This window comes from Verrucomicrobiia bacterium (assembly GCA_035495615.1).
Classification (GTDB): domain Bacteria; phylum Omnitrophota; class Omnitrophia; order Omnitrophales; family Aquincolibacteriaceae; genus DATJFP01.
This window is the reverse complement of the sequence record DATJFP010000041.1, coordinates 56392-68773: the sequence shown is the minus strand read 5'-3', so window position 1 is coordinate 68773 and position 12382 is coordinate 56392. Positions and strand designations below refer to the sequence as shown.

Sequence of the window (12382 nt, the reverse complement as noted above, 5' to 3'; positions counted from 1 at the left end):
CCGCATGGCCCTGGCCGTCGATCGTGGTCACCGTGCTTCTTCCGTTATTACTGGTCCAGTGCACGGTGTTGCCCTGGCCGTCGACCCAGGTGGCCGTGGCCGGTTCGCGCGCCGCGGCCGGCTGTCCCGCGCGCTGCGCCGAGGCGTCGGCGATGCGCTGCTGGCGCCGGGCCTCGTTGTCCGCGGCCCGCTGCTCGGAGCGCTGCGCGCGTTCGGCGTCCCATCGCGCAAGCTGCGCCGCTGTTTCGGCCCGCTGCCTTTGAAGCGAAGCTGTCTGTGCCCGGCGCTCGGCCGCGTCCGCGGCATCGCGCTTCGAGAAATCCAGCTGAGGCCCCATGCCTTCGCCGCGGTGGGCGACCCCCATGTGCACGCGCATGGTGCCGTCGCGGTTCAGATTTTGCTTGGCCAGATCTTCTTCGCTCGCGTTTTTCAGGTACTCGCGGTACTGCGGGTCCTGCGCGTTTTTGGCCGCGAGGTCGGCCAGCCACTGCGCGTAGGCTTTGTCGGCTTCCACCTGCGGGTCATAACCCGATTGCTGGGCCGCGAGCCTGCGCTGGTATTCGTTGATCGAGGATTCGCGGTAGCCCATGGCCTCGCGCGCGATGCGCTGCTGCTGGATGTCCCAGAGCGCTTTGTCGTAGGTGGACTGCCAGAGGTTTTGCGCCAGGCGCTCGACCCATTCCTCTTCGGTTTCGCCGGGCCAGGGGCCGAACTCAGTCGGCGGCTGGGGCGTGACCGTGCGTCCGTCTTCGGTGACGAAGCTGCCGCCGCCGCCGGAGGCCCCGCCCTGCAGGAGATTTCTCAGACCCTGGATGGAATTTCCGCCCTGCATGTCCTCGCTGTTCATCCACGAACGGGCATTGCCGAAAGCCGCGCCGCCCGCGCGCGCGCCTTCCATCAATTTTTGGAGCGCCGCGCGCATCTCCGGGCTGGGCGGCAGGGTGGAGGGCATGCCGCTGCGCGCCTTCATCATGTCCTGCATGGCCATGCGGTTCAATTCGTTGCGCAGGGCCGGGGAAAGTTTCATCCAGTCCGCGGGACCGTAGCCCATGGACCTCAGCCAGCGGGCCATCGCGGTATCGCTGTCGCTGGAAGTCCGGATCGGCGGGCGGGGAGCGGGCGCCGGCGCGGGCCCGCGGCGGTTCCTGTCGCGGCGTTCCTGCTCGCGGCGCTCGCGGTCTTCCCGTTCCTGGCGGCGGCGTTCATCGCGTTCGCGCTGCCTTCTCTCGCGCTCTTCGCGTTCGTGCTGTTTCTTTTCTTCCTTCTCGCGTTTCCTGCGCTCGCGTTCTTCGCGCCTTCTGCGCTGCTCGTCGTTTTCCGTGGACGAGCCGTCGGTCTTTTCTTGGCCCTCTTTCCACTGGATGTCGTCGGTCCAGGAAATTCCGGAAAGGCCTTGGCCGCCGCCGCGGTTGGTGTGATGGGAAATGCTGTTATCGTCGTCGTTTTCGGCGTCTTGATGCTGTTCGATTTCTTCGGGATTAGCGTGCGCGTAAGAGGAATATGAGGAAACGATGAAAACGACGGCGAGAGAGGCATGAACAAACCGGCGTAGCGGGGCGGCCATAATGGCGGAATTGTAGCATGGGGCCCAGGGCCGAAGGGGAAGTTTTTGCGTGACAAAGTCCGGGGCCCTGAGCTATTCTGATTCGCCCTAACCGGAGGGAAACCCCATGCGCCATGCCATTGTGATCCTCGCCGCTCTGAGTGTTTTTTCAACCGCAGCTTTTGCCGAAGAAGCCCCTCTGAAAGAAGCCTATGGGATGGTCAAATCCATCGCGGACGGGAAGATGGTGGTCACGGTTTACGACAAGGATTCCGGCCAGGCCGCGGATCAGACGTTTTCTCTCTCTCCCCAAACTCAGCTCGTGATCGTGCGTCCGGCAAATGAAGTCGTGGCGGGCGATGAGGTGAGGATTAATTACCAGGATGGTAAAGACAAGAGCGCCGCCTTCGTGAGCATCCTGGACCTTCCGGCGCCCCAGCCTAAGAGCACTTAACAACCTTCCGGATCAGCTTTCCTTTTTTTCTTCGGGGATCAATCCTGCCGTCACCTGCGCGTCGCGCGCGTCGGGAGGCGGTTCCTTGGCGGTCATTTCGCGGAAGGACTTTGTTTCGCGGGGCGCGTCCGCCGCCTCTTTGGGCCGTTTGCCCATGGCCCAAAGAGACGGAGATGCGGCAAGAAACGCGGCGAGCAAAAGCACAGAGAGCGCCGCGGTTTTTTTCATGACTAGAGCGGAACCGTCGCGCCGACCAGGAGCCGGTTTTCCGTGTAGTCGAATGTCGACAGGTTGGAATCGCGGCGTTCGACACGGTAATCGACGTTCACGATCATCCATTTGCGCAGCGCGTAATCCAGGCCCACGCCGAGCGCGAAAAGATCGTCGTCGCGTTTCACGGTCACGCCTCCGATCGTGGCGCTGTTCTCGAAATCGCGGTTGGTGTGCGAGATGTCGAAGCGCCCGCGCACGCGCGGCGTAAACCGGTGCGTGAGGTTGGCGTAAAACGTCTTGTCGTCGGAAACTTCCGCGTTGTCGTAGGTCGACTCGACGGGCCGGCGGATGAAGCCCGCGCCGACGGACGTCTTCTCCGTGATTTTTTTCTTCAGGTCGATCGAGCCGGTGAACCAGAAGAAATCGTTGCGGGCGGAGGCTTCCTGGTTGCGGACGTAGGCCGCGACCGTGGCGTCGTACTCGACGCCGTAAGGAAGCATGCCGCGCATGCCGACCGGGAACTGGTGGTAAATCGCGTTGCGGCTGGACGTCTCGATGTAATCGATCGTGCCGAGATGATAGCCCGCGATCACCGTGTGGTTTTCCGCGACCTTGTACTGTCCTTCCACGAAATATTCGTTTTCGTAGTAGCTGAAGGACTCGAAGGTGTCCCCGGCGTAGTGGCGCGAAAAGTTTTTATACCCGAGCTCGCCCGTGAGATTTTCATCCACGTCGTAGATCAGGCTCGCGCGCACCGTGTTGTCCGAAGAATCCAGCGGTTCCACCCCGGGAGCGCCGGCCGTGCTACCCTGCTGCACCAGTTCTTCCGACAGTTTGAGGTTGAACCCGTCCGCCGGAAACAGGTTGGCGTAGACGCCGAAAGACTGGTCCTGCTGGTTCTGCTTTTCCTGGCGCGTGAAGTAGCGGAGCTGGGCTTCGTAATTGAGCCCGATTTCCCCGTACTTGCTGGTATGCGTCGCATTGAAGCCGGGGGAGAAGGTCCACAGCTCGTCCTGCGTGCGCGGCCCGCGCGGGATCTTGAACACATTGCTCGTGTACTCGAAGCCGGTTTTGAAATACGGGTTGATCATGAGCCCGTAATTTCTCTGCAGCTGCGACTTGATGCGCGCGATGGGGCCTTCGTTCATGAAATCATCGATGCGGTCGAGGATCGTTCCTGCCTTCGTTTCCTGCGCCGCGGCGAAATGCGCGGGAAGCACGAGGCCGGCGCAAAAAATAACCGCGAGGAAAAGCCGTAAAAGCGTGACCGAAAAAGAACGGGTGCGGAGTGTTTTCATGGATTCGAATCCTCCCGGCCCGGGATGCGGCCTTCTTCGATCTGGATCGCCCGGACGTCGATGGGGCGGTAATCCTGAAGGGTAGTTTTCTTCTGGTCGTAGCCGTGGCCGCGCCGCTGCTCGGAGCGGACGAATTTCCAGCGCAGCTCCTCCAGCCTGTTGCGCCATTCCCAGAATCCGATCTGGGAAGGGTCCATCTGCATGAGCTTGTCGTACTCTTCCTTATATTGCTTCCATGTCATCTCGTCGCCGACAGGCTCGTTTTCGAGAGCCTGCCCGGACGGCGTGCCGTTCGAGGCCTCGGCGGACGTCGTCGACCGCATGGGCTGGGCAATGCCGGGGAAGGAGTTGTTGGCGATGCGCGCAAAGTCCGTCGAGTTTTCGAGCGGCATGGGTGCGGACGCATCGTCGGCTAAAAGAGCTGGGGGTGAAGAGAACAAGGCAAGCGCGAGGATTGAAAGCAGCCCTGCGCTCCATAAGGACGGTGTTTTCACGGGGGCCTCCGTTGTTAGGGTTCAGGTGCTTTCCAGGTGGGGACTAGTATAGGGAACTGCCTTTTTTCGTCAAATGTTTCCTTGCGGGAGGCTGGGCGGCTTTTTCGCGGCAGGCGGGAAGGCGAGTCTCTAAAAACGGCAGCGTGACGGCAGCTTAAGCGTGAAGTTTTCGAGGGTATGCTGCAGGAGGGGGTGGGACGCTTTTCTTTTTTTCGTAATCAGGAAAATCGTGTCTTCGATCTCGAGCGGCGGGCCGATCGGCACGAGTTCTTCCTTCCAGGGCGACTGGAAGAGAGTGTAGCAGTTCAACGCCGAAACCCCTTTTCTGGCGGCGAGCATCCTGCCGATGACTTCCGGATCTTCGATCTCCGCCCTCAGGTGGGGCTTCAAGTTGTGCATGACCAGGTATTCCTGCACGGCCCCGTGAATGGGCGACATGCTGGGCGGCAGGATGAGCGGGATGCCATTCAAGCCGGCCGGGAGCTTCTTTATTTTGCGCGCGATTTCCTTGTGCGCGCAGAACAAGATCGGCACGTGTGCCACGATTTTGTTCTGGATCGAGCTTCCCGCGCGGGCCGCGAAGGGCACGTCGGAAATGACGATGTCGAGCACGTGATCGTTCAGTTTTTCGGCCAGGACGTCCAGCTTGTTTTCTTCCAGCGTGATGTGGGCCTGCGGCTCCTTATCCAGAAAAAAATTCACGAGCGACGTGGTGCAGGCCTTAGGCGAAAACGTGGCGACGCCGATCCGTACATGAATTCTCCCGTTCTTCGACACGTTCCTGAGGCAATCATACAGCTCCTGCCCGGCATCGAAAATCGTTTTCGCGTACGCCATGACCATGCGGCCCTGGTCCGAAAGAACGAGCGATTTTCCTTCGCGGTGGAAGAGGTCCAGCTCCATGTTGCTTTCGAATTTCTTGAGCTGCGAGCTGAGCGCGGGCTGGGACACGCGAAGGTATTTCGAAGCCCTTGAGATCGAGCCTTCGTTGGCGATCGTATAAAAATAATAGAGATGATGAAAGTTGAAGGGCAGCATCAGCGCACTATACCTTAATCAGAAACCAGGCCTCCCATGCATAATTGCGAATCCCCAACATAACATTTTTATATTTGGTCTTTAATGCCCCTTTAAGCTAACGTCTCCATGCTAAAGCCGGGGCGCGACAGGGGCCATCAGGCATCGGCGCCATGACACCTACCGAAAAGTCCTACCCCAACGATAAATTGCGCAAAGACCTCGAAGCCCTGGGTATGCCTGGGGAAAAGCATGACATGGAATCCCTGAGAGGCGTTCTGGGGCGTTTCGTGAGGCTGAACGACTTCGTGCTCAATGAGCCGGATATCGTTGCCGAAGTCCTCCTTTATCTTGTCCGCAAAAAACTGATCGATTTGCGGGAATGATCCTGTCGGTTTCCGCCCCGCTTGCCCGCCTTTGAAGGCAATCCCCGCCGGAAAATAGAGCCTTTTCCCGACGTTCGCTGCGAGACCGGCTTGACTGGCCGTGTTACTATAGAAACAAACTTTTCCAGGCAGTGCGGACAGGATCATGGAAAACGACCCTTTGTGGTACAAAGACGCGATCATCTACGAGCTTCACGTCCGTTCGTTTTTTGATTCGAACGGGGACGGCATCGGCGATTTTCAGGGGCTGATTCAGAAGCTCGATTATCTCCAGGGGCTGGGCGTCGACTGCCTCTGGCTCCTTCCTTTCTACCAGTCGCCGCTCATGGACGACGGCTACGACATCTCCGACTATCGCAAGATCCTTCCGGAATACGGATCCTTCAAGGATTTCCGGGAATTCGTGCGCGAGGCGCACAAGCGCGGCATCCGCGTCCTCATCGAACTGGTCATGAACCATACCTCCGAGCAGCACGCGTGGTTCCAGAAGGCGCGCGCGTCGGCCAAGGCCGCGGAAAGGGATTATTACGTCTGGACGGACGACCCTAAAAAATTCAAAGAGGCGCGCATTATTTTCACGGACACGGAGTCGTCCAATTGGAGCTGGGACGAAAAAGCCAAGAAATATTACTGGCACCGTTTTTTCAGCCATCAGCCCGATCTTAATTTCGATCACGCGGCCGTGCGGCGGGCCATGTTCCAGGTGCTGACCTTCTGGATGAAAACCGGCGTCGACGGGTTCCGCCTGGACGCCGTGCCCTACCTTTTCGAAAGGGAAGGCACGAATTGCGAAAACCTGCAGGAGACCCACGCTTACCTGAAAGCGGTTCGCGCGAAGATGGACAAAGATTTCCCAGGGCGCGTCCTGCTGGCCGAGGCCAACCAGTGGCCGGCCGACGTGCGCCCGTATTTCGGCGGCGGCGACGAATGCCACATGGCCTTTCATTTCCCGCTGATGCCGCGCCTTTTCATGGCCATCCGCAAAGAGGACCGGACGCCGGTCGTGGACATCATCAAACAGACACCGGAGATTCCCGAAAACTGCCAGTGGGCGATCTTCCTCCGCAATCACGACGAGCTCACGCTGGAAATGGTCACGCACGAAGAGCGCGACTACATGTACAAGGAATATGCGACCGATCCCAAGGCGAAACTCAATCTGGGCATCCGCCGGCGCCTGGCGCCGCTCATGAACAACGGGCGCAGGCAGCTGGAACTCCTCAACAGCATCCTCTTCAGCTTTCCGGGAACGCCTGTCGTTTATTACGGGGACGAGATCGGCATGGGCGACAACATCTACCTCGGCGACCGCAACGGCGTGCGCACGCCCATGCAGTGGTCCGGGGAACGCAACGGAGGGTTTTCGTCGGCCGACGCGGCGCGGCTGTACGCGCCGCTCATCGTGGACCCGGTATACGGTTACCAGGCCGTGAACATGGAGGCGCAGAAAAGGACTTCGACGTCGTACCTGAGCTGGATGAAAAGGCTCATCAACGTCCGCAAAAAGCACAAGGCGTTTAGCCGCGGCGGCATGGAATTCCTGGACTCGAAGAACACGAAGATCCTGGCCTACGTCCGCGCTTACGGCGACGAGATCCTTCTCATCGTGAACAACCTCTCGAGGTTCGTGCAGCCGGTCGAATTGAATCTGGCGCGCTACAAAGACCACGTTCCCGTGGAGCTGATGGGCAACGTGAGCTTTCCGCCCATCGGTGAATTGCCTTATTTTCTGACCTTTGCCCCGCATGGATTTTACTGGTTCCGCCTCGTGCCTCCGGGCGCCGCAGCGTGAATTTTCCGGCAAAATAAAAGTTTGACTTAGCCCCATGGCTCATTAGACTGCCGACATGACGCTTGCTCCATCCGCTTCGGTGACCTCCTGCCCCGTGCTTTACGACGCTCACGGACTCCTGGCCGTCGACAAGCCCGAAGGCGTGCTTTCGCATCCGAATCCGGGCACCGCCAAAGCGCGTTCCGCGTTCGAGGGCGCGTATGATTTCGAAGAGCGCTCTTTCGAAACGTCGCGCGGGAAGATCTGGCTGATCCACCGCCTGGACCAGGATACGTCCGGCGTGCTTCTGGCCGCCCGCGAGAAATCCGCGGCGCGCGCCTGCCGCGAGCTTTTCGAAACGGGCGAGGTCCGGAAAATTTACGACGCACTTGTCGCGGGCAAAGTCCTGCCGGGCCAGGGGCGCTGGAACGACAAGATCGGCGTCGCGAAACAAAAAGGCCGCGTGCGTTCGCGCGTTCTCGGAGGCCCGCCGAACGCGAAGCTCAAATACCGCGTGATGCGTTTTTTTCCGCGGCACGCGCTTTCGCTTCTGGAGATCGAGCTGATCACGGGAAAGACGCACCAGGTCCGCGTCCAGGCCGCGGCCCGCCGCTGGCCTGTCGCGGGAGACGAAATTTACGGCCATTTCGAGCTAAACAAAAAACTCCGCAGCCAGGTCGGACTGCGGCGCCTTTTCCTCCACGCGAAAGGCCTCGAACTCAAGCTTCCCGGCACCGGAAGCGTGCGCATCGAGTCGCCGCTGCCGGAAAAGCTGCGCGGCGTGCTGGACGTTTTGAGCTAAGAAAGGAACCGACATGAAACGCGGGACAAAAATTTTGGCGTTCGCGGCGGTGCTTGCGATAATGCTGGCCGGCAGCGGCCGGGCGCAGGATCCGGCGCCGGCCCAGACCGAGGAGTCGCGCATGCCCGGCCCGCAGCACAAGATCCTCGCGGCTTTCGAAGGCAACTGGAACAACACGGTCCTTTTCTGGCCGGATGCGTCCGTCACCGAGCCGTATCAATCCAAAGGCAAGAACACGAATTACTGGGTCCTGGGCGGCCGCTTCCTTTATCAGGAGTCGCGCGGCGCGCCGATCCAGGGAAACGAAGACAAGCTGGAAAGCATCGGCATCACGGGCTACGATTCCGCCGCGGCCGCGTACGTTTCCACGCGCATGGACAACCGCGGCACGGGCATGAAGATTTCCACCGGCACCTATGACGCGACCCGGCGCACGATCTACGAAACCGGGACGATCAACCTGCCCGAGGGGAAGAAAGCGGATTTCCGCGCCGAGTGGCACAGCGTGGACTCAGACCGCTACACGTACGAGTTGTTCCTCAAAGGCCCGGACGGAAAGGAATACCCGTCGCTGCAAATCGTCTATGACAAGCAGCCGGTAAACCCATGACCCGGAAGATTTCTTTTTTGATGCTCGGTGTTTTTCTTTCTCTTGCCGCGCGCGCGGCCGCCGCGGAAGCGCCCGCTCCGCAGGACCCGGCCTGGGAGTACTACATCAAGTCTCAGAAAAAAATCCAGGTGGCGTTCCATCATCTCGTGCGCCTGCATCTGCATGACCTGAAGGACCTGATCCAGGACAGCCTGGAATACCAGCTTGCCGTGGCCGACCAGAAAAGCGAACGGTTTTATTATCTGATGACGCATGCGCCGGAAAGAATCGTGCGCAACCAGGGTTTCAACGCCTTCGTGAATTTCCCGTGGACCGGCGAGGACGAAGCCGCGATCGCCGCCGGGAGCAAGGTCTTCCGAAAACGGCAGAAGGCGCTCGACAAGCTGAAGCAGAAAGTCGAAGGCGATCCTAATTATCAAACCATCCTGACCCAGCTCTCCAGCCTTTCCCGCGACAATGATTACCAGCACATTCAGGCCCGCTTCCGTTACGTCCCGCAAGGCGTCGAATCCATCCTCGCGGGTAAGGGAATCCCCGACGATGCGTCCGATTTTTAAGGGAAACCCCGAAGAAAAACGGCTTCTCTTAAGCTAGAATCAAAAAACCGAATTTTCCGGCTTGCCGGGAAAACGGGGGACCCAAGTTCAGGGGCGAACCGCCGAAAGGCGGAGCGGTTACTCTTAACCGAGCCCGACAGCTAACCTCGTAGGGATTAAGAGCTCTATTCCCATCCGGAATTCTCCGGCCTCCTCTCTTTTTCCCTCGCCGAAAGGACAACATGTGGACTAAGGAAACGCTTCAGAATACGTTCAAGGAACGGATGTCGGACTACCGGCTGGTCATCGCCTCCAACCGCCAGCCGTATCATCATACGCTCAAGGCCGGCAAGATCGTGTGCCAGCGTGAGCCCGGAGGCCTTGTCACCGCTCTCGACCCGGTTATGCAGGCGGTCAACGGCACCTGGGTGGCCGTGGGCACGAGCGAGCAGGACCTGCGCACCGTGGGGCCGGACGGCAAGGTCAAGATGCCGCCCGAAGATCCGTCCTATTTTTTACAGCGCATCTTCCTGTCGAAAGAAGAGCGCGACCAGTACTATTACGGTTACTCAAACCAGGGCCTGTGGCCGCTTTGCCACATCGCTTACAACCGCCCGATTTTTCTCGAACAGGACTGGCGCGCGTACCAGAAGGTCAACCGCCTTTTCGCCGACCGCATCCTCGAAGAAGTGGGGGACCAGAAGGCCTTTGTCTGGCTGCAGGATTTTCATCTGGCGCTGGCCGCCAAATACCTGCGCGAAGCCGGAAAGCCGAACCTGGTCATCTCTCTTTTCTGGCACATCCCGTGGCCGAACGCGGAAGTCTTCAGCATCTGCCCGCAGAAAAAAGAAATCCTGGAAGGGTTTCTCGCCTGCGACCTGGTGGGCTTCCAGGTCAAATACCACAGCGACAACTTCATGGCGACGGTGGACCGCGAACTGGAAAGCCGCATCGACCGGGAAAAAAATTCGGTCATCTACCAGAACCACGAGACGCTGGTGCGGCCGTTTCCGATCTCGGTTGATTTCGACACGATCTCCAGCCGCGCCGAGTCCGCGCCTTTCCTGAAGCGCGCGGAAGAAATCCGCGACGAACATGCCCTCCAGGGCATGAAACTCATCGTGGGCGTGGACCGCATCGATTACACCAAAGGCATTCCCGAAAAGCTGCGGGCCTACGACCGCTTCCTGGAAAAATATCCCGAGTTCAAACAGAAGGTCGTCTTTTTCCAGCTCGGGCAGATCAGCCGCCTTCACATCCCGCGCTATAAGCAGTTGAACGACGAGATCAACGCGCTCGTCGAAGGCATCAACTGGAAGCACGGCCAGGACGCCTGGACCCCGGTCATCTTCACGCGCGCCTACATGCCGTATTCGGATATCCTCGCGCTTTACCGCATGGCGGACGTCTGCCTGGTCGGCTCGCTGCACGATGGCATGAACCTGGTCGCGAAAGAATTCGTGGCCTGCCGCTCCGACATGAAAGGCGTGCTCGCGCTTTCGCAGTTCACCGGCGCGGCGCGCGAGTTGACCGAGGCGCTGCTCATGAATCCCTTCGATCCCGAGTCCCTCGCGGACACGCTTTGCCAGGCGCTTCAGATGAGCGCCGAAGAGCAGGAAAAAAGGATGCGCAAGATGCGCGAGACCGTGTCGTACTCCAACATTTTCCGCTGGGCGGGAAAGGTCCTGTCCCAGCTCTTGAAATTCGAATTCCAGGAGGCGTGATGCAGGACTTGCTGGAAAAATGGGCGGAGATCAAGCCGCGCATCCGGGGCAAGAAGATCGTCCTTTTCCTGGATTATGACGGCACGCTCACGCCGATCGTCAAGAATCCGAAAAAAGCCCGCATCTCCCGCGAGCAGCGCAGGCTGATCCGCGAGACTTCGCTCGAGCCGTTCATCGAAGTGGCCGTGGTCAGCGGCCGCGAGCTCGGCGACGTGAAAAAAAGAATCGGGATTCCCCGGCTTATGGTCGCGGGCAATCACGGCCTCGAGCTGGAAGGCCCGAAAGTCCGCTATGTGAATTCCGGCGCCGACGCGCTGCGCCCGGTCATGAAAGACCTGGCCCGGGATCTGCAAAAAAAACTCGGGAACGTTCCCGGCCTCTGGATCGAAGATAAAAAGCTGACGCTCAGCGTGCATTTCCGCAAGGTCCGGGCCGCGGAGGTCGCCAAAATTAAAAAGCGGTTCTCGGAAATTTTCCGTCAGTGGCGCCGCCGGCACCGGATCGTGCTGACCGAAGGCAAGAAAGTCTGGGAGATCCGGCCCGCGGTTTCATGGGATAAAGCCTGCATCGTCAAATGGCTGCTGAAGCGTTTCAAGGCCGGAAGCGGCGTGGCCCCAATCTACATCGGCGATGACGCGACGGATGAGGCCGCGTTCAGGACCATCCGCGGCAATGGGCTCGCGGTGCGGGTCTCGAAAACCTCCGGAAAGCCGACTGCGGCGCGCTTCCGCCTCAAATCGCCGTCGGAAGTTTACCGTTTTTTGGAACGCCTGAAGAACATCAAAGCCGGCGCCTGACCCCCGCCGGAATTCTTGACCCTCCCGTTGTCCGGGCCTATACTTGACTCCCTGAGAAAGGGTTTGGCATGAAAAACAACCTGACGCTTGTGATCGGAAACAAAAATTATTCGTCGTGGTCGCTGCGCCCCTGGCTGGCGTTGAAGCAGGCCAAAGCCCCATTCCGCGAGGTCAGGATCCCGATCCATCAAAAAGGTTCGGGAAAAAAGATCGACAGCTATTCCAAGGCGGGCCGTGTGCCCATCCTTTTCGACGGCAAGGTCAAGGTCTGGGAATCGCTGGCTATCTGCGAGTATGCCGCGGAAAAATTCCCGCAGGCCCGGCTTTGGCCGGCGGACCCGGCGTCCCGCGCGGAAGCGCGCGCCGTCGCCAACGAGATGCACGCGGGCTTCGTGAACCTGCGCCGGCACATGCCCATGAATTGCCGCGCATCTATCCCTTTGAAGAAGCTTCCCGCGCCGGTCCAGGCGGACGTTAACCGCGTGACCTCGATCTGGAAAGAATGCCGCAATCGTTACGGCAAAAAAGGCCCGTTTCTGTTCGGGGCCTTTACCGCGGCGGACGCCATGTACGCGCCCATTTGCCTGCGCTTCAGGACTTACGGCGTGAAACTCGATCCCGTGTCGCGGGCTTATGCCGAGAGCGTGCTTTCCCTTCCCGCGGTGCGAGAATGGGTGGCGGCCGCGCGCAGGGAAAAAGAAATCATTCCGGATCTGGAAGTCAAACCGTCGTAAGGA

14 protein-coding genes and 1 riboswitch are annotated in these 12382 nt (G+C 59.6%); of the genes, 9 read left to right on the top strand and 5 right to left on the bottom strand.

Features of this window, described 5'->3' with window-relative positions; all coding sequences use genetic code 11:
* The coding region (locus VL688_05930; GenBank protein HTL47586.1) for a hypothetical protein at positions 1-1564 on the bottom strand (1564 nt) is incomplete at its 3' end.
* A 106-nt stretch (positions 1565-1670) separates the two neighbouring features.
* Here VL688_05930 and VL688_05925 point away from each other — a divergent pair.
* On the top strand, positions 1671-1997 hold the full coding sequence (locus VL688_05925; GenBank protein ID HTL47585.1) for a hypothetical protein: 327 nt from the start codon (positions 1671-1673) through the stop codon (positions 1995-1997).
* A 12-nt stretch (positions 1998-2009) separates the two neighbouring features.
* Here VL688_05925 and VL688_05920 read toward each other — a convergent pair whose 3' ends face one another.
* The 4 genes from VL688_05920 to VL688_05905 form a co-directional block, all read right to left on the bottom strand.
* A complete protein-coding gene (locus tag VL688_05920; GenBank protein ID HTL47584.1) occupies positions 2010-2225 on the bottom strand; it encodes a hypothetical protein in 216 nt (71 codons plus the stop codon).
* A gap of 2 nt (positions 2226-2227) precedes the next feature.
* Positions 2228-3508 (bottom strand): outer membrane beta-barrel protein, encoded by a 1281-nt coding sequence (locus VL688_05915; GenBank protein HTL47583.1) that lies wholly within the window; start codon positions 3506-3508, stop codon positions 2228-2230.
* Entirely contained in the window at positions 3505-4002 is a 498-nt protein-coding gene (locus tag VL688_05910) for a hypothetical protein (GenBank protein HTL47582.1), read from the bottom strand. The genes VL688_05915 and VL688_05910 overlap by 4 nt, the downstream gene beginning before the upstream one ends.
* 129 nt (positions 4003-4131) lie before the next feature.
* Positions 4132-5040: a LysR family transcriptional regulator gene (locus VL688_05905; GenBank protein ID HTL47581.1), complete on the bottom strand. Its 909-nt coding sequence runs from the start codon at positions 5038-5040 to the stop codon at positions 4132-4134.
* A gap of 152 nt (positions 5041-5192) precedes the next feature.
* On the opposite strand from VL688_05905, the gene VL688_05900 reads away from it, so the two are divergent.
* The 8 genes from VL688_05900 to VL688_05865 all read left to right on the top strand — a co-directional run bounded on the left by VL688_05900 (position 5193) and on the right by VL688_05865 (position 12379).
* Positions 5193-5405, top strand: coding sequence for a hypothetical protein (locus VL688_05900; GenBank protein HTL47580.1), 213 nt, complete (start codon positions 5193-5195; stop codon positions 5403-5405).
* Positions 5406-5550: 145 nt separating this feature from the next.
* Positions 5551-7197 carry a maltose alpha-D-glucosyltransferase gene (gene treS, locus VL688_05895; protein ID HTL47579.1) on the top strand — a complete coding sequence of 549 codons (1647 nt, stop codon included), beginning with the start codon at positions 5551-5553 and terminating at the stop codon, positions 7195-7197.
* A gap of 55 nt (positions 7198-7252) precedes the next feature.
* Positions 7253-7978, top strand: a complete 726-nt coding sequence (locus VL688_05890) for an RluA family pseudouridine synthase (GenBank protein HTL47578.1) — start codon at positions 7253-7255, stop codon at positions 7976-7978.
* A 13-nt stretch (positions 7979-7991) separates the two neighbouring features.
* Entirely contained in the window at positions 7992-8588 is a 597-nt protein-coding gene (locus tag VL688_05885; protein HTL47577.1) for a DUF1579 family protein, read from the top strand.
* The gene (locus VL688_05880; GenBank protein HTL47576.1) at positions 8585-9145 is read left to right on the top strand and encodes a hypothetical protein; all 561 of its coding nucleotides are present in this window, start codon (positions 8585-8587) and stop codon (positions 9143-9145) included. Before VL688_05885 ends, VL688_05880 begins: the two co-directional genes overlap by 4 nt.
* Positions 9146-9182: 37 nt before the next feature.
* Positions 9183-9314: riboswitch (cyclic di-AMP (ydaO/yuaA leader) on the top strand.
* A gap of 52 nt (positions 9315-9366) precedes the next feature.
* A complete protein-coding gene (locus tag VL688_05875; protein HTL47575.1) occupies positions 9367-10848 on the top strand; it encodes a trehalose-6-phosphate synthase in 1482 nt (493 codons plus the stop codon).
* Positions 10848-11645, top strand: a complete 798-nt coding sequence (gene otsB, locus VL688_05870) for a trehalose-phosphatase (protein HTL47574.1) — start codon at positions 10848-10850, stop codon at positions 11643-11645. The genes VL688_05875 and otsB overlap by 1 nt, the downstream gene beginning before the upstream one ends.
* 68 nt (positions 11646-11713) lie before the next feature.
* Positions 11714-12379 (top strand): glutathione S-transferase family protein, encoded by a 666-nt coding sequence (locus tag VL688_05865; protein ID HTL47573.1) that lies wholly within the window; start codon positions 11714-11716, stop codon positions 12377-12379.
* Positions 12380-12382: the final 3 nt, after the last annotated feature.

Bases quoted from the DNA above. Each gene is read 5' to 3' on its own strand.
- VL688_05900 (HTL47580.1), top strand. From the start codon at position 5,193: ATGACACCTACCGAAAAGTCCTACCCCAACGATAAATTGCGCAAAGAC.
- VL688_05905 (HTL47581.1), bottom strand. From the start codon at position 5,040: ATGCTGCCCTTCAACTTTCATCATCTCTATTATTTTTATACGATCGCC.
- VL688_05915 (HTL47583.1), bottom strand. From the start codon at position 3,508: ATGAAAACACTCCGCACCCGTTCTTTTTCGGTCACGCTTTTACGGCTT.
- otsB (HTL47574.1), top strand. From the start codon at position 10,848: ATGCAGGACTTGCTGGAAAAATGGGCGGAGATCAAGCCGCGCATCCGG.
- VL688_05890 (HTL47578.1), top strand. From the start codon at position 7,253: ATGACGCTTGCTCCATCCGCTTCGGTGACCTCCTGCCCCGTGCTTTAC.
- VL688_05925 (HTL47585.1), top strand. From the start codon at position 1,671: ATGCGCCATGCCATTGTGATCCTCGCCGCTCTGAGTGTTTTTTCAACC.
- VL688_05865 (HTL47573.1), top strand. From the start codon at position 11,714: ATGAAAAACAACCTGACGCTTGTGATCGGAAACAAAAATTATTCGTCG.
- VL688_05875 (HTL47575.1), top strand. From the start codon at position 9,367: ATGTGGACTAAGGAAACGCTTCAGAATACGTTCAAGGAACGGATGTCG.
- VL688_05880 (HTL47576.1), top strand. From the start codon at position 8,585: ATGACCCGGAAGATTTCTTTTTTGATGCTCGGTGTTTTTCTTTCTCTT.
- treS (HTL47579.1), top strand. From the start codon at position 5,551: ATGGAAAACGACCCTTTGTGGTACAAAGACGCGATCATCTACGAGCTT.
- VL688_05885 (HTL47577.1), top strand. From the start codon at position 7,992: ATGAAACGCGGGACAAAAATTTTGGCGTTCGCGGCGGTGCTTGCGATA.
- VL688_05920 (HTL47584.1), bottom strand. From the start codon at position 2,225: ATGAAAAAAACCGCGGCGCTCTCTGTGCTTTTGCTCGCCGCGTTTCTT.